The following is a 23,752-nucleotide window of genomic DNA, read 5'->3' as shown; positions in this document are numbered from 1 at the left end:
TGGTCGAGCCGTGGACCCCATCCAGCTGCTCCTGGACGCCGTGCTCGATAGCGTGCGTCCGATCACCGATGGGGCCCCGGCCGCCTACATCCCGGAGCTGGCCTCGGCCGACCCGGATCATCTGGCGCTCGCCGTCGTGGGCCCACGCGGCCGGATCTTCTCGGTGGGGGATGACCACGTCGAGTTCAGCATCCAATCGATCTCCAAGCCCTTCGTCCTCGCCCTCGCCCTACAGGAGCAAGGCCTCGACGCCGTGCTCGAGCGCGTCGGCGCAGAACCGAGCGGCGAGCCGTTCAATGCGATCAGCCTCGAGGCCCTGACCGGTAGACCCGCCAACCCGATGGTCAACGCCGGCGCGATCGCCACCTCCGCGCTCATCTCGGGCGACGACATCGACGAGCGCACCGGCCGCATCGTCGAGATGCTGTCCGCATTCGCGGGGCGCTCGCTGTGGATCGACGAGGGCGTCTATCGCTCGGAGTCGGACACCGGCTTCCGCAATCGGGCCCTCGCGCACCTCATGCGCTCGTACGGGATCGTCGGCGGATCCGTCGAGACGGCGGTCGAGACCTACTTCCGGCAGTGCTCGATCCTCGTGACGGTCAAAGACCTCGCCATCATGGCGGCCACCGTGGCGTTCGGGGGCACCAACCCTGTCACGGGCCGACGCGTCGTGACCGAGCGCATCGCCCGTGACGTGCTGTCGATCATGGCGAGCTGCGGCATGTACGACTTCTCGGGCGAGTGGATGCTGCGGGTCGGCCTTCCGGCCAAGAGCGGCGTCAGTGGCGGTCTGCTCGCCGTCGCTCCGTCGCAGTTCGGCGTCGCCTCCTTCAGCCCGCGCCTGGATGAGCACGGCAACAGCGTGCGCTCGACAGCCGTGCTCGAACGTCTCTCGGAGAGCTTCGGCATGCACGTGTTCGAGCAGCACGAGACGATCGCCGAGCCGGGCATCAGCGTCGATCGCGATGTCACCGGCGCGGTCACGGTGCGCCTCGGAGGCGAGCTGGGCTTCTCGGGCGCGGAGCGGGTGCTGACCGTGCTCCGCGAGGTCGCGCGCGGAGCGTCGGGCGACGTCGTCGTGACGATCGACGCGCGCGACCTCGCCCGGATGCACCCGGCCGCTCTCGCGGCGATCCGCCAGGAGCTCGCGGCCGCCGGCGGCGCGCTCCGCCTGCTCGAGTAACCGCTCGCGGCGCCCGAAGCATGCCGCTCGCGTCGCCCGAGGTCAGACCCGGCGCAGGAGCGAGATCGACATCGCGTCGGTGCCGTGCCGGTGCGGCCAGAGCTGTGCGCGGCCGCTGCCGTCGCCGGGCTCGGGCAGTTCCGGATCGGTGTGGGCGATCGCCCGCACGGTCTCACGGGCATCGAGCTCTTCGATCGCTCCGCCGGATTCGCGGATCAGGTCGGCGACGATTCCCGCGGTCTCGGCCAGATGCGGCGAGCACGTCACGTAGGCGAGGATGCCGCCGGGGCGGAGGGCGCCGATGGCGGCCGTGGCGAGCTCGCGCTGCAGCTGCGTGAGCTCGGGGATGTCGGCGGGCATTTTGCGCCACCTCGCTTCGGGGCGTCGCCGCAGTGCGCCCAGGCCCGTGCACGGAGCGTCGACGAGGATGCGGTCGTAGCGGCCCCGAGCCTCGGCCGCACGGGTGCGGCCGTCGTCCTCGGAGACGGTCACCTCCAGCGGGATGTCGGCGATCGCGCGCCGCACGAGACCCGCGCGCGCCGGGGAGATCTCGTTGGCATCGAGCTCGGCGCCACCGCTGAGCGCCTCCGCGGCGAGAATCGCCGTCTTTCCCCCGGGACCGGCGCACAGATCGAGCCACCGCTCCCCCGGCGTCACCGCCTGAACCCTGGTGAGGGCGAGCGCCGCGAGCTGCGAGCCTTCGTCCTGCACGCGCAGGAGTCCTCCTGAGCCGACCACCGTGCGCTCGGGGTCGCCCCCGCCGAGGCGGAACCCGAACGGCGAGTAGGGCGTGCGCACCGCGCCCTCCGGCACTTCGGCCAGCCCGGGAAGGGCGGCCATCGTGACCGCGGGTGAAGCGTTGTCTGCGGCCAGGAGCTCCTCGAGCTCGTTCGCCCTCCCCCCGGTGGCTGTCCCTTCAGCGGCAAGAGCACGACGGAACGCCCGGACTATCCATACCGGGTGGGAGAAGAGGAGGCTGAGCCGCTCGTCGTCCGAACGGGCGGAGCGCGCGACCCGCGACATCCACTCGCCCGGGGTATCGCGCGACACGCGCCGCAGGACCGCGTTGGCGAAGCCGGCGGCACCGCGGCCGCCTGCCTCGCGGGCGAGTTCGACCGATTCGTTCACCGCGGCGTGCGAGGCGACCCGCGTGGAGAGGAGCTGGTGCACACCCAGCCGCAGGGCGTCCAGCACGCTCGGGTCGATGTCGGCCACCGGTCGGTCTGCGGCGATCGCGAGCACCGCGTCGTACGTGCCCTGGCGCCGCAGCGTGCCGTAGGTGAGCTCGGTCGCGAGCCCCGCGTCGGCGGTGGAGAGCCCCGCCCGCTCGATCGAACGCGGCAGCAGCAGGTTGGCGTAGGCATCCGACTCGTGGACCGCGCGGATGGTGTCGTACGCGACGCGACGCGAGGCCTGTGCGGCCGTCACGCTCCGGCCACCGGTGCATCGAGCCGCAGACCGCGGAACCAGTCGGCGGCGCGCATGGGCCCCTTTCCCGCGGGCTGCACGCTCAGCAGCTCGATCGGGGTGGTGGCGGTGCCGATGACCACCGTCCCATCCTCGGCGGCGAGCTCCCCCGGTGCCAGGGCTCCGCTGGATGACGGTGCGTCGCCGTCGACGACACGCGCGGCGAGCACCTTCAGCCGCGCGCCTCCGACCGTGGTGTGGGCGCCGGGCTCGGGGGTGACTCCGCTGAGGCGCGCGAGCACCCGCTCGGCCGGCTCGTGCCAGTCGAGCACGCCGTCCTCGACGGTGAGCTTGGGCGCGAGGGTGGGTTCGCCGTGCTGCGGGCGCGACCGTGCCGTGCCGGCCGCCAGCGCATCCACAACGCGCAGCAGCAGCTCAGCGCCGGTGCCGGCCAGTGCGGTGAGGACATCGCCCGCGGTCGCGCCGTCGGGCACGACGAACTCCTCCTCATCGAACACGTCGCCCGCGTCGAGCTCGGGGACGAGCTGGAAGACGCTGGCACCGGTCACCCGGTCGCCGGCGATCAGGGCGCGCTGCACGGGGGCGGCCCCGCGCCAGCGCGGGAGCAGCGAGAAGTGCAGGTTTATCCAGCCGAGCCGCGGCGTCGACAGCAGCGGCTCGCGCACGAGGCCACCGTAGGCGACGATGACGCCGAGCTCAGGCGCGAGGCCCTCGACGGCGGAGGTCGCGGCCGCGTCGAGCCGATGGGTCTTGATCGTCGGGATGCCGAGCTCGGCGCCGACCTGTGCGACCGGCGACGGGGTCAGCTCGCGCTTTCGCCCGACAGGAGCGTCCGGTCGCGTGATGACTCCGGCGAGATCGTGATCGGATGCCGCGAGCCGCCGGAGCGAGGGGACGGCGGCGTCGGGTGTGCCGGCGAAGACGAGTCGCATGCGGTTCCTCACAGATCCAGATCGGGCACATCGACCCGGACTCTGAGTGTATTGCGGGGTCCTGTGGGTCTGCCCTTGAGCGCCTTGCGCGAGCGGAGCGCCTCGGCGATGACCGATGCGCGGAGGCTCTCGGCGACGGCCCGTCCCTGGGAGTAATCGAATCGCACGAGAGCGCGCGCGAGAGCGGGACCCCCATCGGATGCGACCGCGACCGGACCGAGCACGCTTCCACCGGTCGCGTCCGGGCCGTGCGTCGGCTCCACACCGCCGGGCGCCGACTGCACGGCCGACAGCGCGGCATCGACCGCGCGCGGAACGCCTTCGACGGTCGCGACGCGCACGGTGGGCGGCATACGCAGCGCAGCGCGCTCGGCAAGTTCCGCACGGGCGTACGCGGGCTGGGTCCACGTCGCGAGCGCGCGGGCGACTCCGCCGGTCACCCCGACCAGGTGGACGGGGGCGCCGGGGGCAGCCAGCGCCGCTGCGTTCGACCACCACCGCAGACACGATTCGCCGATCCGCAGATCCTCGGCCAGCAGCATCCGATCGCCGTCCAGCAGGATGACCGCGCGATAGCCGCCGATCGCGTGCGGCTCGGCGCCCCGCGTCGCCACGATCAGCGCGGGGCGTTCGTCGACCTGCGTGACGGGGTGATCCCCGTCGGCCACGATGATCCGGACGCCGGGGAACGCGCGGCCCAGCTCGTCGGCGGTGCGTTCGCTGCCGGACGACGCCATGCGCAGCCGCGCGGATTCGCAGTGCGGGCACCGCCACCCGGTGGCGGGGCGACCGCACCACCCGCATTCGGGCGTGGCCCCTGCCCGCTGCGCACGCAGCGGACCGGCGCAGTGCCGGCACCGCGCGGGCCTTCGGCAGTCGCCGCAGACGAGCACGGGCGCGTACCCCGGTCGCGAGACCTGCACGAGCACCGGACCGGACGCGAGCGCCTCGCGCGCGGACGCGAAGGCGGCAGACGGCAGCCGCGCCGAGCGCGCCTCGCCCTCGCGCGTCGCGCTGAGCACGACACGCGGCGACTCCTTCCGTGTCGGAGTGATTTCCCGCACCCAGCCGACCGCGACGAGCCGCTCGACGTCGGTCGTGCGGGTGTGGCCGGCGAACAGGAGCGCGCACTCGTCGAGCTCCTGCCGGACGAGCGCGGCGTCGCGCGCGTGGACGCCCGGGCTGAGCGGCTCGGAGAGCAGCGGATCTCCGTCGTCCCATACCGCGATCAGCCCGAGCTCGTGCGCCGGGGCGTACACGGCGGAGCGGTTGCCGACGACGATGCACGGCACAGGGCTGAGCGTCCGCAGGAACGCGCTGTAGCGCTCGGGGCCGCTCTGACGGGCATCGACGCGCACGACGCTCGGCGCGGCGCCATGTGCGGCGAGCACGGCCTCCAGCTGGGCCTGATCGCGATAGTCGGGCACGACGAGCACGGTGCTGCGGCCGGCGGCGAGTTCACGCAGCGCGGCCGCCGCGAGCAGCTCCGCCCATGCGCCGACCTCGGTATCGGCGTCGATGCGGGCGGGGCGGGGCGGAGCATCCACCGCGATGCGCTCGCGATCGTCCAGGGCTGTGGCCAAACCGCTGAACCCGCTCAGGATGCGGTCGGCCCATGCCACCGTGTCACTCGGGACGGGATGCGGCTCGGGCGGTGTGCCGCTCAGCCAGGCCCTCTCGGCCCGCACCATCCGCTTCGGGATCACCAGTCGCAGGATGTCGCCGGCCGATCCGGCTGCGCGATCGGCTGTGCGCCGTGCGAGAGCGTAGAGGGCCGGGGTGAGCACGACGACCGGCGAGACCACCGCGTCGATCTCGGAGAGCGGGCGCGGCGACTCCTGCCCCACGGCGATCTCGACGAGGAACCCGTCGACCATGCGCCCCGCCGAACGCAGCGGCACCCGCACCCGCACCCCCGGCTGCGCGTCCGCGATCAGGTGGTCGGGGATCGAGTAGTCGAACAGGCGATCCAGCTGCGGCAGCGGCGAGTCGACGAGCACGCGCGCGACGCGGAGCCCTGTCATCTCAGGCGCTGTTATTGACGGCGGTGGCATTTCGGGCGCTGTCATTCCACGCGCCTCATTTCACGCGCCGGCCGGGCGCCCGCGCGACGAGAGCGGTCGCGACCGTCGGATCACAGACCGGCGGCTGCGCGCAGATCGTCGACGCGGTCAGTGCGCTCCCACGTGAAGTCGGGCAGTTCGCGACCGAAGTGCCCGTACGCCGCCGTCTGGGCGTAGATCGGGCGAAGCAGGTCGAGTCCGTCGATGATCGCCTTGGGACGCAGATCGAACACGTCGAGGATCGCGCCGGTGATGACGTCGTCGGCGACGTGGCCCGTGCCGAAGGTCTCGACGTAGAGGCCGACCGGCTGCGCGCGCCCGATCGCGTAGGCGACCTGAACCTCGAGGCGGTCGGCGAGCCCGGCCGCCACCGCGTTCTTGGCGACCCAGCGCATCGCGTACGCGGCCGAGCGGTCGACTTTCGACGGGTCCTTGCCGCTGAACGCGCCGCCGCCGTGCCGTGAGGCGCCGCCGTAGGTGTCGATGATGATCTTGCGGCCGGTCAGGCCCGCGTCGCCCTTCGGGCCGCCGGTGACGAACGGCCCTGCCGGGTTGATGATCGACTGCGAGTGGCCGATCTCGAGGCCCGTCTCAGCCAGGATCGGCGCGATGACCTCGGCATCCACTGCCGCCCGCAGGGCCTTCAGCGAGATGTCCGGATCGTGCTGCGTCGACAGGACCACGGTCTCGATCGTGCGTGGAATCGTTCCGTCGTAGCCGATCGTGACCTGCGTCTTGCCGTCGGGCCGGAGGAACGGCAGCGCACCGCTGCGCCGGGCTTCGGTCAGCCGCTCCGCGATGCGGTGCGCCGTCCAGATCGCGATCGGCATGAGCTGCGGGGTCTCGTTCGTGGCGTAGCCGAACATGATCCCCTGATCGCCCGCCCCCTGCGAGTCCAGCGGGTCGACCGACCCGCCTTCGCGGTGCTCGAGAGCGGTGTCGACTCCCGTGGCGATATCGCTGGACTGCTCGCCGATCGACACGCTGACGCCGCACGAGTCTCCGTCGAACCCGGTGTCGCTCGAGGTGTAACCGATGCGGTTGACGACCTGCCGCACGATGCCGGGGATGTCGACGTAGCCCGAGGTCCGGACCTCACCGGCGACATGCACGAGTCCGGTCGTGACCAGTGTCTCGACGGCGACGCGGCTGTTGCGGTCGACCGCCAGCAGCGCATCGAGGATGCTGTCGGAGATCTGGTCGCAGATCTTGTCGGGGTGTCCTTCGGTGACGGACTCGGACGTGAACAGGCGAAGATCGGCCATCGATTACTCCAGAGGGTGGGGGTCAGAAAAGTATCGCGGTGACATCCGACAGGATGCCACCGCGAGTTACTTCGAGTGACGTGAGTGCTTACGCCTGCTCGGCGTGGCGGAGGCGCAGCTTGTCCTCGTGGATCTCGTGCATCGCGATCGTCAGCGGCTTGTCCTCCACCGTCGAGTCAACGAGCGGACCCACATTGTCGAAGAGGTTCCCCTCGTGCAGGTCGGAGTAGTAGTCGTTGATCTGGCGTGCGCGCTTGGACGCGTAGATCACGAGCTGGTACTTCGAGTCGACCTTCTCGAGCAGGCTGTCGATGGGGGGCTCGATGATGCCCTGATTCTTTCCGGCCATGGCGAAACCTCCAGGTTGTGGATGACTGCGGCGAGGCAGCGCACAAGAGCGCGCCGGCGCATCCGACCATTCTACCTTGCGATCGACCGAAGCGCGGCAGCTGGCTATGCTCGGCGCGCGAGAGCGGCGATCTCGGCGGACGCACGTGCCACCTCGTCGTTGACGACACGGAAGTCGAACTCGTTCTGCGCTGCGAGTTCGACCTTCGCGGTGCGCAGGCGGCGTGCCCGTTCTTCGTCGCTCTCGGTGCCCCGGCCGACGAGTCGCTGCACGAGTTCGTCCCAACTGGGCGGGAGCAGGAACACGAGGGTCGCGGAGGGTTCGGCCGCCCTGACCTGGCGCGCGCCCTGCAGATCGATCTCCAGCAGCACGGTGCGACCGTCGGCGAGCGCCTGCTCGATCGGACGTCGGGGGGTGCCGTAGCGGAAGCGGTTGTGGACGGTCGCGTGCTCGAGCAGCTCATCGGCGGCGATCATGCGGTCGAACTCGGCATCGTCGACGAAGTAGTAGTGCTCACCGTCCACCTCGCCCCGACGCGGCGCACGTGTGGTCGCCGACACCGAGAGGACGATCTCGGGGTAATCGTCCTTGATGCGTGCGGCGACCGTCCCCTTCCCGACCGCGGTCGGGCCGGCAAGCACGACGAGTCTGCTGCGCGCATCGCGCGGACCGCTCTCCGGCACGCGTTCGTCCAGGAACGCCGCCAGCACGCGCCGCTGGCGCGCACCGAGTCCGCCGAGCCGCTTCACCGGAGAGATCTGGAGGCTCTGCAGGATCCGGTCGCGTTTGCCGACACCGATCGCGGGGATGCTCGTCAGGAACTCCGTCACCCGCATCGCGCCGGCCGGCGATGCCGGGTCGGCGAAGGCCCGTCTCAGGAGCTCCTGGGGCGAGATCACCCGGCTCGTGACGTCGCGTTTGAGGGCGGCGCGCTCGCGGCGCGCGGCGATCGCCTTGCGCGATGCGGCGACGCGGTCGACTTCGGGAGGTGTGCGGGAATCAGCCATGGGTCCTCTCACCGTACAAGGCCGCGCGCTCCTGAATGCGCTGCGACAGCCGCTCGGGTCCTGCGGACAGGATGCTGCGGCTCTCGCTCGCGAGCACCCCCGATGCCACGTACCCGAACAGTCGCCCGAGGTCGGCAGGCTGCGCGCCCTGCGCGCCGAAACCGGGAGCCAGGATGGGGGTTCCCGCGAGCACGATGTCGGTGAGCCCGAAAGCCGCGCGATCCACCGTCGCGCCGATGACGACGCCGATGGATCCGAGTGCGCCCGGCAGGCCCACGTTGTTCCCGGCGACGTCGCGTGCGATCCGCTCGGCGACTCGCTCCCCCTCGTTCGCCGACGGGTCGATCGTCAGGGCGCTCTGCACCGCGAGCGCCTCGGGGTTGCTCGTCGCGGCGAGCACGAACGCGCCTTTGTCCACGCGAAGGGCCGTCATCAGGGTCTTCTGCAACGAGTCGGCGCCGAGGTAGGGGCTCAGGGTCACCGCATCCGCCTCCAGGGGCGAACCCGGCGCGAGCCATGCCGCCGCGTAGCCTTCCATCGTCGTTCCGATGTCACCGCGCTTCGCGTCGGCGATCACGAGCAGCCCCGCCTCCCGCGCCGCACGCATGACATCCTCGAGCGCGGCGAAACCGGCCGACCCGAACCGCTCGAAGAACGCGACCTGGGGCTTGACGACCCCGACGCGCCCGGCAGCGGCCGCCACGACGCGCAGGCCGAACTCGCGGGTCGCGTCGGCCGAGACATCCAGCCCCCACGCGGAAAGGAGCGACTCGTGCGGATCGATGCCGACGCACAGGGGGCCGTGTTCGTCCATCGCCGCCCACAGGCGCTGCCCGAACGTGGTCACAGGCGCGCTGCCCGATCGTGTGCATACTCCTGGAGGCTCTGCACGCGGAAGCCGTCCTTGAGGACGCCCAGCGCGCTGACGGCCGCGCCGAGCACAGCCATCGTGGTGAACAGGGCCTTGTCGGCGGCCACGGCCGCCGCGCGGATCTCGTACCCGTCGGCGCGTGCCATGCCACCGCTCGGCGTGTTCACGACGATGTCGATCTCGCCCGCGTTGATCAGGTCGACGATGTTGGTCTCGCCGCTCTCCTGCGTCGCGGAGAACTTGTTGACCACCCGCACGGCGATGCCGTTGCGGGCCAGGATCTCGGCGGTGCCTGCGGTTGCGACCAGGTCGAAACCGAGCTCCTGGAGCCGGTGGGCGGGAAGGATGACGGCGCGCTTGTCGCGGTCGGCGACCGAGATGAACACAGTGCCCGACAGCGGCATGCCGCCGTACGCGGCTTCCTGGCTCTTGGCGAACGCGGTCGGGAAGTCGCGGTCGATGCCCATCACCTCGCCCGTGGAGCGCATCTCCGGGCCGAGCACGGAATCGACGATCTGCCCGTCCTTCGTGCGGAAGCGCTTGAACGGCAGCACCGCTTCCTTGACGGCGACCGGCGAATCCAGTGGCACGCGCGAACCGTCGCCCACCGGGAGCAGCCCCTCGGCGATCAGGTCGGCGATCGAGGTGCCGACCATGATGCGGCTGGCCGCCTTCGCGAGCGGGATGCCGAGCGCCTTCGACACGAACGGCACCGTGCGGCTGGCCCGGGGATTCGCCTCGATCACGTAGAGCACGCCCGCGCTGATCGCGAACTGCACGTTCAGGAGGCCCCGCACCCCGACGCCCTCGGCGATCGCGAGCGTCGCTTCGCGCACCCGGTCGATGTCGGTGCGGCCGAGTGAGACGGGCGGCAGCGTGCAGCTCGAGTCGCCGGAGTGGATGCCGGCCTCTTCGAGGTGCTCCATCACTCCCCCGATGTAGAGCTGTTCGCCGTCGTAGAGGGCGTCGACGTCGATCTCGATCGCGTCATCGAGGAAGCGGTCGACCAGGAGCGGCATCCCCGGTCCGACGATGACTTCTCCCGCCGTGCGGACGAAGTAGTCGCGCAGGCTCTCGGTGTCGTAGACGATCTCCATCCCGCGTCCGCCGAGTACGAAGCTCGGGCGGACGAGCACGGGGAAGCCGATGTCATCGGCCACCGCGACGGCTCCGTCGACATCGATCGCGGTGCCGTGGCGCGGTGCGACGAGCCCTGCGGCGTCGAGGATGTCGCTGAACAGCTGGCGCTCTTCGGCGAGGTCGATCGCCTCGGGGCTCGTGCCGAGGATGCGGTAGCCGGCATCCTGGATGCCCTTCGCGAGCCCGAGCGGCGTCTGGCCGCCGAGCTGGCAGATGACACCCAGGATCTCGCCCGACGCGGCCTCGGCGTGCAGCACCTCCAGCACGTCTTCGAGCGTGAGCGGTTCGAAGTACAGCCGGTCGCTCGTGTCGTAGTCGGTCGAGACCGTCTCGGGGTTGCAGTTGACCATGACGGTCTCGTACCCGGCGGCCGAGAGCGCGAACGACGCGTGCACGCACGAGTAGTCGAACTCGACGCCCTGGCCGATGCGGTTCGGGCCCGAACCGATGATGACGACCTTCGTCCGCTCGGAGGGGGTGACCTCGGTCTCGAAGTCGTAGCTGGAGTAGTGGTAGGGCGTGAGCGCGGGGAACTCCCCCGCGCACGTATCGACAGTCTTGTAGACCGGGCGCAGACCGAACGCGTGACGGATGCCGCGGACCTCGGTTTCGGCGATGCCCCGCAGCTGTGCCACCTGTGCGTCGCTGAACCCGTGCTCTTTCGCGATACGCAGGGTGTCGGCATCCAGCTCACCCGCCGTGCGGACGAGCTCGGCGACCTCGTTGATCAGCACGATCTGATCGAGGAACCACGGATCGATCTTGGTGGCATCGAAGGCCTCCGCGACGGTCGCACCGAAGCGCAGCGCCTGCTGCACCACGACGATGCGACCGTCGGTGGGCACCGCGGCGATCTCGAGCAGCTCGGCGACCGAGCGCGCCTCGTCGCCCCAGTGGAAGCTCGACCCGCGCTTCTCGAGCGAGCGGAGCGCTTTCTGCAGGGCGGTGGCGTAGTTGCGGCCGATCGCCATCGCCTCGCCGACCGACTTCATGGTGGTGGTGAGGGTCGTGTCGGCGGCGGGGAACTTCTCGAAGTTGAAGCGCGGAACCTTCACCACGACGTAGTCCAGAGTCGGCTCGAAGCTCGCCGGCGTGACCTTGGTGATGTCGTTGGGGATCTCGTCGAGCCGGTAGCCGATCGCGAGCTTGGCGGCGATCTTGGCGATCGGAAAGCCGGTGGCCTTGGACGCGAGGGCCGACGAGCGCGAGACGCGGGGGTTCATCTCGATCACGATGATGCGGCCGGTCTCGGGATCGACGGCGAACTGGATGTTGCAGCCGCCGGTGTCCACGCCCACGGCGCGGATGATGTCGATGCCGATGTCGCGCAGCTTCTGGTATTCGCGGTCGGTCAGGGTCAGTGCGGGAGCGACCGTGATCGAGTCACCGGTGTGCACCCCCACGGGGTCGACGTTCTCGATCGAGCAGACGACGACGGTGTTGTCGGCGGTGTCGCGCATGAGCTCGAGCTCGTACTCCTTCCACCCGAGGATCGACTCCTCCAGGAGCACCTCGTGCGTGGGCGAGTCGTGCAGTCCCGCGCCGGCGATGCGGCGCAGATCCTTCTCGTCGTAGGCGAAACCTGAGCCGAGGCCGCCCATGGTGAAGCTGGGGCGCACCACGAGCGGGTAGCCCAGCTCGGCGGCGGCGGCGAGCACCTCGTCCATCGTGTGTGCGATGCGGCTGTCGGCGACACCCGCCCCGGCATCCAGCACCAGCTGCTTGAAGATCTGGCGGTCCTCGCCCTTGTTGATCGCCTCGAAGTTCGCGCCGATCAGCTCGACGTCGTACTTGGTGAGGATGCCGTGATTGTGCAGGTCGATCGCCGCGTTCAGCGCGGTCTGACCGCCGAGGGTCGGCAGGATCGCGTCCGGCTTCTCCTTCGCGATGATCGTCTCGATGACCTGCCACGTGATCGGCTCGATGTAGGTCGCGTCCGCGAAGTCGGGGTCGGTCATGATCGTCGCCGGGTTCGAGTTGACCAGGATGACCCGCACGCCCTCCTCGCGGAGCACCCGGCACGCCTGGGTGCCGGAGTAGTCGAACTCGCAGGCCTGGCCGATGACGATCGGGCCGGAGCCGATCACCAGGACGCTCTTGATGTCGTCGCGCTTGGGCACTAGTTCTTTTCCTTCTGCTGGTCGAGCACCATGTCGCGGAAGCGGTCGAAGAGATAGTTGGCGTCGTGGGGACCGGCCGCGGCCTCGGGGTGGTACTGCACCGAGAACGCGGGGATGTCGAGGGCCCGCAGCCCCTCCACGACGTTGTCGTTCAGGTCGACGTGGCTCACCTCGACCCGTCCGTAGCCGTTCGGGCTCTCGAACTCGCCCTCCCGCGGCGCCTCGACCGCGAAGCCGTGGTTGTGCGCGGTGATCTCCACGCGCCCTGTCGTCTTGTCGAGCACCGGCTGGTTGATGCCGCGATGCCCGAACGGGAGCTTGTAGGTGCCGAGCCCGAGCGCACGGCCGAGCAGCTGGTTGCCGAAGCAGATGCCGAAGAACGGCAGCCCTTCGTCGAGGACCGCGCGCAGCAGCGCGACGTGATCGCCGGAGGCCGCGGGGTCGCCCGGCCCGTTCGAGTAGAAGACTCCGACCGGATCGACGGCCTTGAGCTGCTCGATCGTGACGTCCTGGGGCAGGACGTGCACGTCGAACCCGCGCGCGGCGAGGTTGTCGATCGTGGACTGCTTGACGCCGAGGTCCAGGACCGCGAGATTGCCGATGCGCGGGGCCCAGGCATCCGCTGCCGTGACCTCGGCCCTCGCGACCGAGACCTCGGCGGAGAGGTTGCGGCCCGACATCTCGGGGGCTTCGCGCACGATGCGCAGCTGCTCGGCATCGGCGAGGGCAGCGGCATCCCCGGAGAAGATCCCGCCGCGCATGCTGCCCGCCGAGCGGATGTGGCGGGTGACGGCGCGGGTGTCGATGCCGCTGATGCCGACCACGCCGTCGCCGACGAGGGCGTGGTCGAGTGACTCGTCAGCGCGCCAGTTCGAGACGACTCGAGAGGGATCGCGCACGATGTAGCCGGCCACCCAGATACGACGCGACTCGGGGTCTTCGCCGTTCATGCCGGTGTTGCCGATGTGGGGTGCGGTCTGCAGCACGATCTGCCCGGCGTACGAGGGATCGGTGAGGGTCTCCTGGTAGCCGGTCATCCCGGTGGCGAAGACGACTTCGCCCACGGTCGTGCCGAGTGCGCCGTACGCGCGACCGCGATGACGGCTGCCGTCCTCGAGCACGAGCACGGCGGGATCGGTCTGGAACGAGGAGGTCATGCGTCTGTTCCTGTCGGAGTCGTGGTGAGGGGCCGGAGCGCGTCGACCACGGCGCGGGCCGACGCGTTCTGCGGGCGGAGATACGAGTCGACGATCGTGGTGCCGTTGTTCTGCGTGCCGTCGACTGGAGTGAGGTCGATCCGCCACGCGATGCGCACCAGGCCGTCGCGTTCGACGACGCGGTCGATCGCCACGGTCGACTGCGCGACGTCGACGATGCGGTCCGGCGTCAGGAAGATGCGCGGCTGACCGGGAAGGTCCAGGACCAGCCCTGCATCGGTGACCACGATGTCGACCCGCGAACGGAAACCGAGACTCTTGATGGCGAGGCGCTCGAGCGGCGCCTCGTGTGCGGTCGTGGCGACGTAGAGTCCGGGGAATGCGGCGAGCACCGTCGCCCCGGTCGGCGCGTCGCCGACCGGAACGGTGAAGCGACGGTCGCGGCGGGAGCGGCGGATCCACGCCCAGACGAGCAGCGCGAGTGCGATCAGGGCGAGGGCGACCCAGATCGCGAGGGCACCTTCGAAGCTCATGCGGGTACCTCCGACAGGTCTTGCAGCACACCGTCGGCGACGGTGACGCGGCCCCGATGGATCGTCCACCGGATCTCGCCGGGAAGCTCGCGACCGAGGTACGGCGAGTTGGCGCTGCGTCCGCGCAGATAATCCGTCGTGAACGTCCGCACGGGTGCGGGGTCGTACAGGGTGAGGGATGCCGGCTGCCCGGCGGTGAGCGGAGTGCCGTGCCCTTCGAGCCGCCCGATGCGCGCAGGGGTGTGCGACATGACCCTCGCGACGTCGGCCCAGGTGAGCAGGCCCGTGTCGAGCATGGCGGTGTGCACGACGCGCAGCGCGCTCTCCAGGCCCACCATGCCGTTGGCTGCGGCCTGCCACTCGCTGGATTTCGCCTCGACCGGATGCGGGGCGTGGTCGGTGGCGACGATGTCGATCGTGCCGTCGGCCAGACCCTCGCGCACCGCGCGCACGTCCTCGTCACGGCGCAGCGGCGGGTTGACCTTGTACCGGGCGTCGTAGCCCCGCGCGAGCTCATCCGTGAGAAGGAGGTGATGCGGTGTCACTTCGGCGGTGACGTTCACGCCGCGCTTCTTGGCCCACCGGATGATGTCGACCGACCCGGCGGTCGAGAGGTGGCAGACGTGCAGGCGTGATCCGACGTGCTGGGCGAGCAGGACGTCGCGGGCGATGATCGACTCCTCGGCCACTGCGGGCCAGCCGGCGAGGCCGAGCTCGGCCGAGACGCTCCCCTCGTTCAGCTGCGCACCCTCGGTGAGGCGCGGGTCCTGCGCGTGCTGCGCGATGACGCCGTCGAAAGCCTTCACGTACTCCAGCGCGCGGCGCATGATGAGCGGATCCCACACGCAGAACCCGTCGTCGCTGAAGATGCGCACGCGTGCCCGCGACGAGGCCATCGCACCGAGCTCGGCGAGCCGTTCGCCCTTCTGGCCGACCGTGACCGCGCCGATCGGCTGGACCGTCACGTAGCCGGCGGCCTCGCCGAGCGCGAGTTCCTGCTCGACGACGCCTGCGGTGTCCGCCACCGGCGAGGTGTTCGGCATAGCGAAGACGGTCGTGTACCCGCCCGCAGCGGCCGCGCGCGACCCGGTGAGGATGGTTTCGGATGCCTCGTACCCGGGTTCGCGCAGATGCGTGTGCAGATCGACCAGCCCCGGCAGCGCGATGAGCCCCTCGGCATCGACGATCTTCGCTCCCGGGCGGCTGAGTCCGCTTCCGACCTCGGAGATGATCCCGCCTTCGACGAGGATGTCGGCGGCATCGCCGCCCTCCAGCCGAGCCCCCCGGATGAGGACCACCGTCGATGTGCCGTCGCTCACGACTCGTCCTCACTCTCTTCGCCCGCGCGCTCGCCCGCCAGCAGCAGGTACAGCACCGCCATCCGCACGGACACGCCATTGGTCACCTGGTCGAGCACCGTCGATCGAGGCGAATCCGCAGCCTCGGACGAGATCTCCAGCCCGCGGTTCATCGGCCCCGGGTGCATCACCATGCTATCCGGACCCAGTGCCGCCAGCCGCCCGGCATCCAGGCCCCAGCGCCGGGAATACTCCCGTTCAGTCGGGAAATACGCGGCGTTCATGCGCTCCAGCTGGATCCGCAAGACCATGAGCGCATCCGGTTCGTCGGCGATCGCATCGTCCAGGTCGTAGAGGATGCGTGCCGGCCACGCCGACACGTCCTGCGGCACGAGCGTGGGCGGCGAGACGAGCGTGACCTCTGCGCCGAGGGTGTCGAGCAGCCAGACGTTCGAGCGTGCGACGCGCGAGTGCAGCACGTCGCCGACGATCGTCACCCTCATCCCCGAGAGGTCGCGCCCGCGGCTGTCGCCGGCGAACCGGCGCTTGCGCATCGTGAAGGCATCGAGGAGCGCCTGAGTCGGATGCTCGTGTGTGCCGTCGCCCGCATTCACGACGCCGGCCGTGATCCACCCGCTCGTCGCGAGGGTCCGGGGGGCGCCGGAGGCTCCGTGGCGGATGACGACAGCATCCGCCCCCATCGCCAGCAGCGTCTGGGCGGTGTCCTGCAGGCTCTCGCCCTTCGACACGCTCGAACCCTTGGCCGAGAAGTTGATGACATCGGCGCTCAGCCGCTTGGCCGCGGCCTCGAACGAGATCCGGGTGCGGGTGGAGTCTTCGAAGAACAGGTTCACGACCGTCTTGCCGCGGAGGGTCGGGAGCTTCTTGATCTCGCGCTGCTGGGTGTCTGCCATGTCTTCGGCGACGTCGAGGATGCGCAGTGCTTCCTCGCGCGAGAGCGTCTTGGTATCGAGGAGGTGCCTCATGACTCGATCGTCACCTCCTCGATCCCGTCGATCTCGGCGAGGCGCACGTTGACGCGCTCGTCGCGCGAGCTCGGCAGGTTCTTGCCGACGAAGTCGGGGCGGATCGGCAGATCGCGGTGGCCGCGGTCGACGAGGGCGGCCAGGCGCACGACCGACGGGCGGCCGATGTCCTGCAGTGCGTCCAGAGCGGCCCGGATGGTGCGGCCGGAGAACAGCACGTCATCCACCAGCACGACGACCTTGCCGTCGATGCCGCCGGGGGGGATCTGGGTGGGCCGCGGAGCCCTGGTGGGATTGCGGTGCAGGTCGTCGCGATACATCGTGACGTCCAGGGCGCCCACGGGAACCTGCGTGCCGGAGAAGTCTGCCAGCAGCGCGCCGATCCGCTCGGCGAGGGTGACGCCGCGGGTGGGGATGCCCAGGAGCACCAATCCGTCGGGGCCACGGTTGGACTCGAGGATCTCGTGCGAGATCCGAGTCAGCGCTCGGGCGATGTCGGCAGTGTGTAGGACGGTACGGGGCACGTTGCTCATCCGCCGCTCCCTTCTCCGCCTCTCCGGACGGTGTTAAAGGTTGCTGTGGTGCGGTACCACCCTAGTCGATCGCAACCCGTCAGACCGCGGCCGAGGTCGCCGCCGTGCGGTACAGGTCGTCTTCGAGCTGACGTGCGCGGATCGGGTGCCCGTGGCTCGTGAGGCACTTGCCGCTCGCGAGGTCCCACTTCCAGTCATGGAGCGAGCACGTCAGCACACCGTCCTCGATCTTGCCGGTCTTGGTGAGGTCGGCACGCAGGTGCGGGCAGCGGCGCTGCACGCTCCAGTCGCCGAGCTGAGCATCCTCGGTCTGATCGGTCTGCTCCGCGTACCAGTTCTCGACGTACTCGATCCGGTCTCGGGAGAGGCATTTGAGGAACGTCGTGAGGAACTCGTTGAACTTTCCGCTGCGTCCCACCGAAAACTGCATCGACAAGAAGATCGAGTTCGACCAGTCGATCTCGTGATCGCGGATATTGGTCGAGACGAGGTCGGCGGGGATCGTGTACCAGTAGATGCACTCCTCCCCCGCGTATTCGCGCACCTTCGCCTTCGGGAAGTCGACGACCATGTCGAGGTCGCCGATGTGGAAGCGCACGGTGCCGCCCACGCCGTTCCGGATCGTGCGCCCCCGCCGCAGCAGCGGCTCCCACCACTCCTTGATCGCGGCGAGCATCTCGGCGGGCGGCAGCACCGCGGCGCGGGAGGCCTCCTCTGCGGCGATCTCGTCTTGGCGCGCGTCGCGCTGCTCGGCGAGGTACTCCCACTTCCGGTCGAAGAATCGGTCGATCTCTGCATCCGTGAAGAGCGTCTGGGTGACCTCAATCTCGCCGTGGTTCAGCTCGACGACCGTGCCGGGCACGAACTCGTAGCCCTTCTGATCCGGCCGCTGCTCCTTCATGTGCGCGAGGAACTGACGCTGATCGGTGAAGATCGAGTCGTCTTCGAGCCCGAAGCCGTTGTAGCGGAAGAGCTCTTCGCGCAAGAACATCGGGGGCCCTGCCATCGGGAAGACGTGCTCGGCGTCGACCCGCTCGATGTAGTACATCGCCCGCTTGTTCTGCGCGTCGCGCTTGAGTCTCGCGAAATTCTGCTTGGCATCCTGCGGCAGGTCGTAGACCATCGGCCACCAGATCGCGCCGGAGGTCTGCGTGAAGTACGCCTCCGGCTTGGAGAAGGCCATGAGCTTCTCGAGGTCGAGCGGGTGCGAATCGTTCTGGTTCAGGATGCTGGCAGTGCCGTCGTCCACGCTCAGCGACGAGTCTCCGATCGGGCCGTCGCTCGGGGCCCGCAGCGGTGTGACCATGAGCGTCAGGTCGCCGAAACGGAGCGGGACGCCCGCTTCGGTGTGGATGATGTTGTCGTAGCCGAGCGCGCGCAGATCCTGCTCGAGGTCATCGGTCGGGTAGTCCGGCAGCAGCACCTTGATGTCTTTCGGCACGTGGCGCTCCATGAGCGCCGGGTCGAAGTGATCGCGGTGACGGTGCGAGACGTAGAGGAAGTCGGCGTTGCCGTACTTTTCCCAGTCGAGCCCCCGGTTGTCCGGGAACGGGAACCACGATCCGAAGAAGGTCGGGCCGATCACGGGATCGCACAGGATGCTGCCGCCTGCCGTCTCGATGAACATCCCGGCGTGACCGAGTCCCGTGATCCGCATGGGCAAGTCCTCCTGTGTCGAGTCTTCGAGTTTACGGGAGCAGCACGGTAGTCCCCCCGGCGGCAGCCGCGCAGAGCACGGGCTGGTGCGGAGCAGAGCGGCCGGCTACGCCGGAACGAGCGCGAGACCGCGCGCGGCAGCCGCGGCACGCAGACGGGCGTCGAAAGAGGCGACGGCGGCATGCGTGCGATCGGCCAGAGCGAGGACATAGCAGTCGGGAAGCGCGAGCCGCGTCTGCACGCGCAGCTGCGCGACTCGAATCGGCTCGTCTTCATCGGGCTGCCTGAGCGAGATTCCGGCGTCGACGAGCGCGCTTCGTACGAGCCCCTCGCGTCCGTGACGCGCGGGATCGACGAGAATCTCAGCGAGTGTCACGGGATGAATGCACCGCTCATCACGCATGGATGAGAACGCGGCATCGGCCGCATCCGCGTGCGCGTCCGACGTTGACCTCAGTGCGATGACGAAGCTCGCGTCGAGCGCGATCACCGGTCCCAGTCCTCGCGAAGGTCGTGGAGGTATCCGGGCTGATAGAGGTCGGCCGTGAGCTCGCGGAGTCGTCGAAGTCCTTCGGCGCGCGCAGTCTGCTCCGCGCCCGAAACGGCATCGGCGCCGAGTTCCGCCAAACGCGTGATCCGCTCGCTCAGGGGCGCATCCGGCCACATTCGCGCAGCCACTTCGAGCGCGCGATCGAGTTCTGGGGTGCGCGTCACCTGGATGCGAGGCAGAGCGGTGGGCATGCCCTCAGAGTACCACCACCGTAAGAAGTGGTACACCGCATTCGCGCAGCGATCAGGACGAGCGAGCCACCCGCCCGAGCACGCCGTGGATGAACGAACCCGAGTCGTCGGTGGAGAACTCTTTCGCGAGCTCCACTGCTTCGTCGATCGCGACGCCTGCCGGCACCTCGTCGTTGTAGAGCAGCTCCCACACGCCGATCCGGAGGACCGCACGATCGACTGCGGGCATGCGCGCCAGCGTCCAGTCCTTCGCGAACGTCGTGATCTGCTCGTCGATCGCCTCGCGGTTGTCGATCACGCCGTCGACGATCTCGCGCGCGTACAGCCATGACGCCTCGCGGGCGGGCTCACTGGAGGCCCGCTGGGCTTCGGCGGCGAGGGTGGTGGCGACGTCATCGCCGCGCACGTCGGCTTGGAAAAGGATGTCGAGCGCGCGTTTGCGCGCCTTCGAACGGGCGCTCACCTAGTTGACGCGACCGAGGTAGTCGCCGGTCCGCGTGTCGACCTTGACCCGCGTGCCGGTCTCGAGGAACAGCGGCACCTGGATCTCGTAGCCGGTCTCGACGGTGGCGGGCTTGGTGCCGGCCGACGAGCGGTCGCCCTGCAGGCCGGGCTCGGTGTAGGTGATCTCCAGGACGACGGATGCCGGGAGCTCGACGTACAGCGGGTTGCCGTTGTTGAGCGCGATCTGCACCTGCTGGTTCTCGAGCAGGAAGTTCGCGGCGTCGCCCACGGTGGCGGCAGCGACCGTCAGCTGGTCGTAGTCGGCGACGTCCATGAAGACGTAGCCTTCGCCGTCGTTGTACAGGTAGGTGAAGTCACGGCGATCGACGTTCTCGATCTCGATCTTCGCTCCCGCGTTGTACGTGCGGTCCACGGTCTTTCCCGACACGACGTTCTTGAGCTTCGTGCGGACGAACGCGCCGCCCTTGCCGGGCTTGACGTGCTGGAACTCGATGACGTTCCAGAGCTGTCCGTCGATGCTGAGGACGACGCCGTTGCGGATGTCTGCGGTGGAGGCCATGGGTGAAGAGTGTCCGTTCGTGTCAGGAGGGCGCAGAGCACCGGTCGCTTCCCGATCGCTGAGCTTGTCGAAGCGCGCCAGCCTCCGATTCTACGCGATGGCTCGTTGCTCGCCCCGATCAGCCGTCGGCGGTGCCCGAGATGATGCCGATGAGCTTGGTCACGGCTGTCGCGTAGCCGTCGACGCCTTCACCGACGACGTGCACGGCAGCGATGTCGGTGACATACGAGTGACGGCGGAATGCCTCGCGCTCGTAGACGTTCGAGATGTGCACCTCTGCGACCGGAAGGTTCACGCCGGAGAGTGCATCCCTCAGCACGACCGAGGTATGGCTGAGGCCGCCCGGGTTGATGACGATGCCGGCGCAGTCGACCCGCGCGTCATGGATCGCGTCGAGGATGACGCCCTCGTGATTGCTCTGCATCGCACGGATCTCGAAACCGTGGGCGGCTGCGGCATCCGTCGCGATCCGCACGACATCGTCGAGCGTGGACGTGCCGTATACCTCGGGCTCGCGCGTGCCCAGCAGGTTCAGGTTCGGTCCGTTGACGAGCAGCAGGCGGCGTTCGGTCACGCGAACACCTTAGCCGCCGACCTCCTGGTACGCGGCGAACAGCAGCGACTCGTCGGGCGCCTGCAGCACGGTGGGTCGGGCCAGGTCGTCGAGCACGATGAAGCGCAGCATCCCGCCCCTGGTCTTCTTGTCGCGCTGCATCGTGGCCAGAAGCTGCGGCCATGCGCCCGCGCGGTACGACGTGGGCAGTCCCAGCAGTTCCAGGATGCTGCGATGGCGCTGTGCGACGGCATCGGGCAGGCGACCGGCGAGGCGCGACAGCTCGGCGGCGAAGATCATGCCGACCGAGATCGCGGCACCGTGGCGCCAGCGATAGCGTTCGGCGTGCTCGATCGCGTGGCCGAGGGTGTGGCCGTAGTTGAGGACTTCGCGCAGCCCCGCCTCGCGCAGGTCTTCGCCGACGACACGCGCCTTCATCTCGATCGCAAGCTCGATGCAGCGTCGGAACGCGGGAGTCGTGGGATCGGTGGCAGCGGCGGGGTCGGCCTCGATCAGATCGAGGATCTCGGGGTACCAGATGAAGCCGGCCTTGACGACCTCGGCGAAACCGGCCACGCGCTCGTTCGGCGAGAGCGAGTCGAGCGTGTCGAGATCGCAGATCACGGCGCGCGGGGGGCAGAACGCGCCGACGAGATTCTTGCCCTCCGCGGTGTTGATGCCGGTCTTGCCGCCCACGGCGGCGTCGACCATGCCCAAAACGGTGGTCGGCACCTGCACGAGCTGGACGCCGCGGAGCCACGTGGCCGCGACGAAGCCGGCAAGGTCGGTGACCGCTCCCCCTCCGAAGCCCACGACCGCGTCGGTGCGGGTGAAGTCGGCCTGGCCCATGACCTGCCAGCAGAAGGCGGCCACTTCGACGCGCTTGCCCTGCTCGGCGTCGGGGATCTCGGCCAGCAGCACTTCGCGGGCGCCGTCTGCCATGAGGAGTTCCCGCAGCGCGGACGCCGGCGCCGACAGGGTCGGCGGGTGCACGACCAGCACCTTGCGGACGCTCGGCGCGAGCGCCTCGCCGACGAGGGGAAGGATGCTGCGCCCGACGGTGATGTCGTACGGGGCATCACCGGCGACGGTGATGGTGGTGTGCTGGCTCATTCGCTGCCTTCTGGAACGGTGTCGGGGGAAACCCCCGGGGTGAGCCCGTCGGCGCGGGCCCATTCTGCGATCGCGGCGGCGATCGCCGAGATGCGCCCGACCGACGAGTCGAACGTCACGTCGGCGACCTGCTCGTAGAAGGCACGGCGCTCGTCGTAGATCCGCTGCCACCGCACGATCGGGTCGCCGTCATTCAGGAGCGGCCGGCCTTTGCCGCCGATGCGCGCCCGCACGATCTCGGGCGCCACCGTGAGCAGGACGACCCGGTGCGCGGACAGATCTTCGCGGGTCGCAGCATCCAGCACCGCTCCACCGCCGAGGGCCACAACGCCGCCGCCGTCGAGGGCGGTGACCACGGCGGCGCGCTCGAGCGCGCGGAAGTGCGCTTCGCCGCGCTCGTCGAACAGCGCGGGGATCTGGCCGTGCTCGCGGACGATCACGGTGTCGGTGTCGGTGAAGGTGACGCCGAGCTCGCGCGCGACCTTCTTGCCGATGCTGCTCTTGCCCGCACCCATCGGGCCGACCAGGACGAGCGTCGCCGCCTCAGACGAGGTCATCGGACAGCAGCGCGGCCTCGGAGGCCGCGCTCGTGCGCAGCGTCTCGGGGATCGACTCGAGGTAGGACGCGAGGTTGCGCCGCGTCTCGCCGATGCTGTCACCGCCGAACTTCTCGAGCACCGATTCGGCGAGGACGATCGCGACCATGGCCTCGGCCACGACTCCGGCGGCGGGCACGGCACAGACGTCCGAACGCTGATGGTGGGCAGAGGCGGTGTCGCCGGTGGCGACATCGACGGTCCGCAGAGAATGCGGAACCGTGGCGATCGGCTTCATCCCGGCACGGACCCGCAGCACCGTGCCGGTCGACATGCCGCCCTCGGTGCCGCCGGCGCGGTCACTGCCGCGCGTGATGCCGTCGCCCGTGGCGAACAGCTCGTCGTGTGCTGCCGAGCCGCGGCGCCGGGTCGTCTCGAATCCGTCGCCGACTTCCACACCCTTGATGGCCTGGATGCTCATGATCGCCTGGGCGAGCTTGCCGTCTAGGCGGCGGTCCCAATGCACGTGCGAGCCGAGCCCCGGCGGGAGGCCGTACGCCAGCACCTCGACGATGCCGCCGAGCGTGTCGCCGTCGCGTCGTGCCGCGTCGACCTCGTCGACCATGCGGGCCGAGGTCGCGGCGTCGAAGCAGCGGAGCGGATCGGCGTCGAGCGTGTCGAGGTCATCCGGAGTGGGCAGTGCGGCGTCGTCGGGCACGCGGACGGGGCCGATCGAGAGAGTGTGACTCACGAGCCGGATGCCGAGTTCGGACAGGAACGAGCGCGCCACGGTGCCGAGGGCGACACGGGCAGCCGTCTCACGGGCGCTTGCCCGCTCGAGGATCGGACGCGACTCGTCGAACGCGTACTTCTGCATGCCGACCAGATCGGCGTGGCCCGGCCGCGGACGGGTGAGGGCGGCGCCGCGTCCGCGCGATTTCTCGGTCAGCTCGACGGGCTCGGGGCTCATCACCTCGACCCACTTCGGCCACTCGGTGTTGCCGATGCGCAGCGCGATCGGACTTCCCATCGACAGGCCGTGACGCACGCCGCCGGAGATCGCGAGCTCGTCCTCTTCGAACTTCATGCGCGAGCCGCGACCGTAGCCGAGCTTGCGGCGGGCGAGGTCGGCTCGGATGTCATCGAGCAAGATGGGTACGCCGGAGGGCAGGCCCTCCATGATGGCGACGAGTTCGGGGCCGTGCGATTCGCCGGCCGTGAGCACGCGGAGCATTCGTCTAGTCTCCCACGCGCAGCGCGG

The 23,752-nt window shown here is 69.7% G+C and carries 23 protein-coding genes; 1 reads left to right on the top strand and 22 read right to left on the bottom strand.

Annotated elements, in window-relative coordinates; translation table 11 throughout:
• The first annotated feature begins 10 nt into the window (after positions 1 to 10).
• On the top strand, positions 11 to 1,186 hold the full coding sequence (gene glsA / locus ACFE6Z_RS04055) for a glutaminase A (protein ID WP_375384384.1): 1,176 nt from the start codon (positions 11 to 13) through the stop codon (positions 1,184 to 1,186).
• Between the two features lie 42 nt (positions 1,187 to 1,228).
• Here the strand turns inward: glsA and ACFE6Z_RS04050 are convergent, their stop codons facing one another.
• The 22 genes from ACFE6Z_RS04050 to aroC all read right to left on the bottom strand — a co-directional run bounded on the left by ACFE6Z_RS04050 (position 1,229) and on the right by aroC (position 23,725).
• The gene (locus ACFE6Z_RS04050; RefSeq protein ID WP_375384383.1) at positions 1,229 to 2,614 is read right to left on the bottom strand and encodes an RsmB/NOP family class I SAM-dependent RNA methyltransferase; all 1,386 of its coding nucleotides are present in this window, start codon (positions 2,612 to 2,614) and stop codon (positions 1,229 to 1,231) included.
• On the bottom strand, positions 2,611 to 3,546 hold the full coding sequence (gene fmt, locus ACFE6Z_RS04045; RefSeq protein ID WP_375384382.1) for a methionyl-tRNA formyltransferase: 936 nt from the start codon (positions 3,544 to 3,546) through the stop codon (positions 2,611 to 2,613). The genes ACFE6Z_RS04050 and fmt overlap by 4 nt, the downstream gene beginning before the upstream one ends.
• 8 nt (positions 3,547 to 3,554) lie before the next feature.
• Positions 3,555 to 5,570 carry a primosomal protein N' gene (locus tag ACFE6Z_RS04040; RefSeq protein ID WP_375384381.1) on the bottom strand — a complete coding sequence of 672 codons (2,016 nt, stop codon included), beginning with the start codon at positions 5,568 to 5,570 and terminating at the stop codon, positions 3,555 to 3,557.
• 110 nt (positions 5,571 to 5,680) lie between these two features.
• The gene (gene metK, locus ACFE6Z_RS04035; RefSeq protein WP_375384380.1) at positions 5,681 to 6,874 is read right to left on the bottom strand and encodes a methionine adenosyltransferase; all 1,194 of its coding nucleotides are present in this window, start codon (positions 6,872 to 6,874) and stop codon (positions 5,681 to 5,683) included.
• A gap of 88 nt (positions 6,875 to 6,962) precedes the next feature.
• On the bottom strand, positions 6,963 to 7,223 hold the full coding sequence (gene rpoZ, locus ACFE6Z_RS04030) for a DNA-directed RNA polymerase subunit omega (RefSeq protein WP_375384379.1): 261 nt from the start codon (positions 7,221 to 7,223) through the stop codon (positions 6,963 to 6,965).
• A 104-nt stretch (positions 7,224 to 7,327) separates the two neighbouring features.
• Positions 7,328 to 8,230 carry a guanylate kinase gene (gene gmk, locus ACFE6Z_RS04025; protein ID WP_375384378.1) on the bottom strand — a complete coding sequence of 301 codons (903 nt, stop codon included), beginning with the start codon at positions 8,228 to 8,230 and terminating at the stop codon, positions 7,328 to 7,330.
• Positions 8,223 to 9,077, bottom strand: a complete 855-nt coding sequence (gene pyrF / locus ACFE6Z_RS04020; protein WP_375384377.1) for an orotidine-5'-phosphate decarboxylase — start codon at positions 9,075 to 9,077, stop codon at positions 8,223 to 8,225. Before pyrF ends, gmk begins: the two co-directional genes overlap by 8 nt.
• Positions 9,074 to 12,361, bottom strand: coding sequence for a carbamoyl-phosphate synthase large subunit (gene carB, locus ACFE6Z_RS04015; RefSeq protein ID WP_375384376.1), 3,288 nt, complete (start codon positions 12,359 to 12,361; stop codon positions 9,074 to 9,076). The genes pyrF and carB overlap by 4 nt, the downstream gene beginning before the upstream one ends.
• Positions 12,361 to 13,518 (bottom strand): glutamine-hydrolyzing carbamoyl-phosphate synthase small subunit, encoded by a 1,158-nt coding sequence (carA, locus tag ACFE6Z_RS04010; protein ID WP_375384375.1) that lies wholly within the window; start codon positions 13,516 to 13,518, stop codon positions 12,361 to 12,363. Before carA ends, carB begins: the two co-directional genes overlap by 1 nt.
• Positions 13,515 to 14,051: a hypothetical protein gene (locus ACFE6Z_RS04005; RefSeq protein ID WP_375384374.1), complete on the bottom strand. Its 537-nt coding sequence runs from the start codon at positions 14,049 to 14,051 to the stop codon at positions 13,515 to 13,517. The genes carA and ACFE6Z_RS04005 overlap by 4 nt, the downstream gene beginning before the upstream one ends.
• A complete protein-coding gene (locus tag ACFE6Z_RS04000) occupies positions 14,048 to 15,370 on the bottom strand; it encodes a dihydroorotase (RefSeq protein WP_375384373.1) in 1,323 nt (440 codons plus the stop codon). Before ACFE6Z_RS04000 ends, ACFE6Z_RS04005 begins: the two co-directional genes overlap by 4 nt.
• Complete coding sequence (locus ACFE6Z_RS03995) at positions 15,367 to 16,335, bottom strand: aspartate carbamoyltransferase catalytic subunit (RefSeq protein ID WP_375384372.1); 969 nt, start codon at positions 16,333 to 16,335, stop codon at positions 15,367 to 15,369. Before ACFE6Z_RS03995 ends, ACFE6Z_RS04000 begins: the two co-directional genes overlap by 4 nt.
• Positions 16,332 to 16,868 (bottom strand): bifunctional pyr operon transcriptional regulator/uracil phosphoribosyltransferase PyrR, encoded by a 537-nt coding sequence (gene pyrR, locus ACFE6Z_RS03990; protein WP_375384371.1) that lies wholly within the window; start codon positions 16,866 to 16,868, stop codon positions 16,332 to 16,334. Before pyrR ends, ACFE6Z_RS03995 begins: the two co-directional genes overlap by 4 nt.
• A 79-nt stretch (positions 16,869 to 16,947) precedes the next feature.
• Positions 16,948 to 18,525: a Rieske 2Fe-2S domain-containing protein gene (locus ACFE6Z_RS03985; protein ID WP_375384370.1), complete on the bottom strand. Its 1,578-nt coding sequence runs from the start codon at positions 18,523 to 18,525 to the stop codon at positions 16,948 to 16,950.
• A 105-nt stretch (positions 18,526 to 18,630) separates the two neighbouring features.
• Complete coding sequence (locus tag ACFE6Z_RS03980; protein ID WP_375384369.1) at positions 18,631 to 19,014, bottom strand: PIN domain-containing protein; 384 nt, start codon at positions 19,012 to 19,014, stop codon at positions 18,631 to 18,633.
• Positions 19,011 to 19,265 carry a hypothetical protein gene (locus tag ACFE6Z_RS03975; protein ID WP_375384368.1) on the bottom strand — a complete coding sequence of 85 codons (255 nt, stop codon included), beginning with the start codon at positions 19,263 to 19,265 and terminating at the stop codon, positions 19,011 to 19,013. The genes ACFE6Z_RS03980 and ACFE6Z_RS03975 overlap by 4 nt, the downstream gene beginning before the upstream one ends.
• Positions 19,266 to 19,317: 52 nt before the next feature.
• A complete protein-coding gene (gene nusB, locus ACFE6Z_RS03970; RefSeq protein ID WP_375384367.1) occupies positions 19,318 to 19,728 on the bottom strand; it encodes a transcription antitermination factor NusB in 411 nt (136 codons plus the stop codon).
• Positions 19,729 to 20,289, bottom strand: coding sequence for an elongation factor P (gene efp, locus ACFE6Z_RS03965; RefSeq protein WP_375384366.1), 561 nt, complete (start codon positions 20,287 to 20,289; stop codon positions 19,729 to 19,731).
• Positions 20,290 to 20,407: 118 nt separating this feature from the next.
• Positions 20,408 to 20,863, bottom strand: a complete 456-nt coding sequence (aroQ, locus tag ACFE6Z_RS03960) for a type II 3-dehydroquinate dehydratase (RefSeq protein ID WP_375384365.1) — start codon at positions 20,861 to 20,863, stop codon at positions 20,408 to 20,410.
• A gap of 9 nt (positions 20,864 to 20,872) precedes the next feature.
• A complete protein-coding gene (gene aroB, locus ACFE6Z_RS03955) occupies positions 20,873 to 21,955 on the bottom strand; it encodes a 3-dehydroquinate synthase (protein ID WP_375384364.1) in 1,083 nt (360 codons plus the stop codon).
• A complete protein-coding gene (locus tag ACFE6Z_RS03950) occupies positions 21,952 to 22,512 on the bottom strand; it encodes a shikimate kinase (protein ID WP_375384363.1) in 561 nt (186 codons plus the stop codon). The genes aroB and ACFE6Z_RS03950 overlap by 4 nt, the downstream gene beginning before the upstream one ends.
• Positions 22,499 to 23,725, bottom strand: coding sequence for a chorismate synthase (gene aroC / locus ACFE6Z_RS03945; RefSeq protein WP_375384362.1), 1,227 nt, complete (start codon positions 23,723 to 23,725; stop codon positions 22,499 to 22,501). The genes ACFE6Z_RS03950 and aroC overlap by 14 nt, the downstream gene beginning before the upstream one ends.
• Between the last annotated feature and the right edge of the window lie 27 nt (positions 23,726 to 23,752).

It is taken from the genome of uncultured Microbacterium sp., assembly GCF_964244775.1.
GTDB lineage: Bacteria > Actinomycetota > Actinomycetes > Actinomycetales > Microbacteriaceae > Microbacterium.
This window is presented reverse-complemented; position numbering and strand designations above follow the sequence as displayed.

What these genes read in the sequence shown, in the direction of transcription:
- fmt (WP_375384382.1), bottom strand. Translation starts at nt 3,546, where the DNA reads ATGCGACTCGTCTTCGCCGGCACACCCGACGCCGCCGTCCCCTCGCTC.
- ACFE6Z_RS04040 (WP_375384381.1), bottom strand. Translation starts at nt 5,570, where the DNA reads ATGACAGGGCTCCGCGTCGCGCGCGTGCTCGTCGACTCGCCGCTGCCG.
- metK (WP_375384380.1), bottom strand. Translation starts at nt 6,874, where the DNA reads ATGGCCGATCTTCGCCTGTTCACGTCCGAGTCCGTCACCGAAGGACAC.
- rpoZ (WP_375384379.1), bottom strand. Translation starts at nt 7,223, where the DNA reads ATGGCCGGAAAGAATCAGGGCATCATCGAGCCCCCCATCGACAGCCTG.
- gmk (WP_375384378.1), bottom strand. Translation starts at nt 8,230, where the DNA reads ATGGCTGATTCCCGCACACCTCCCGAAGTCGACCGCGTCGCCGCATCG.
- carA (WP_375384375.1), bottom strand. Translation starts at nt 13,518, where the DNA reads ATGACCTCCTCGTTCCAGACCGATCCCGCCGTGCTCGTGCTCGAGGAC.
- ACFE6Z_RS04005 (WP_375384374.1), bottom strand. Translation starts at nt 14,051, where the DNA reads ATGAGCTTCGAAGGTGCCCTCGCGATCTGGGTCGCCCTCGCCCTGATC.
- ACFE6Z_RS03995 (WP_375384372.1), bottom strand. Translation starts at nt 16,335, where the DNA reads ATGAGGCACCTCCTCGATACCAAGACGCTCTCGCGCGAGGAAGCACTG.
- pyrR (WP_375384371.1), bottom strand. Translation starts at nt 16,868, where the DNA reads ATGAGCAACGTGCCCCGTACCGTCCTACACACTGCCGACATCGCCCGA.
- ACFE6Z_RS03985 (WP_375384370.1), bottom strand. Translation starts at nt 18,525, where the DNA reads ATGCGGATCACGGGACTCGGTCACGCCGGGATGTTCATCGAGACGGCA.
- ACFE6Z_RS03975 (WP_375384368.1), bottom strand. Translation starts at nt 19,265, where the DNA reads ATGCCCACCGCTCTGCCTCGCATCCAGGTGACGCGCACCCCAGAACTC.
- efp (WP_375384366.1), bottom strand. Translation starts at nt 20,289, where the DNA reads ATGGCCTCCACCGCAGACATCCGCAACGGCGTCGTCCTCAGCATCGAC.
- aroB (WP_375384364.1), bottom strand. Translation starts at nt 21,955, where the DNA reads ATGAGCCAGCACACCACCATCACCGTCGCCGGTGATGCCCCGTACGAC.
- ACFE6Z_RS03950 (WP_375384363.1), bottom strand. Translation starts at nt 22,512, where the DNA reads ATGACCTCGTCTGAGGCGGCGACGCTCGTCCTGGTCGGCCCGATGGGT.
- aroC (WP_375384362.1), bottom strand. Translation starts at nt 23,725, where the DNA reads ATGCTCCGCGTGCTCACGGCCGGCGAATCGCACGGCCCCGAACTCGTC.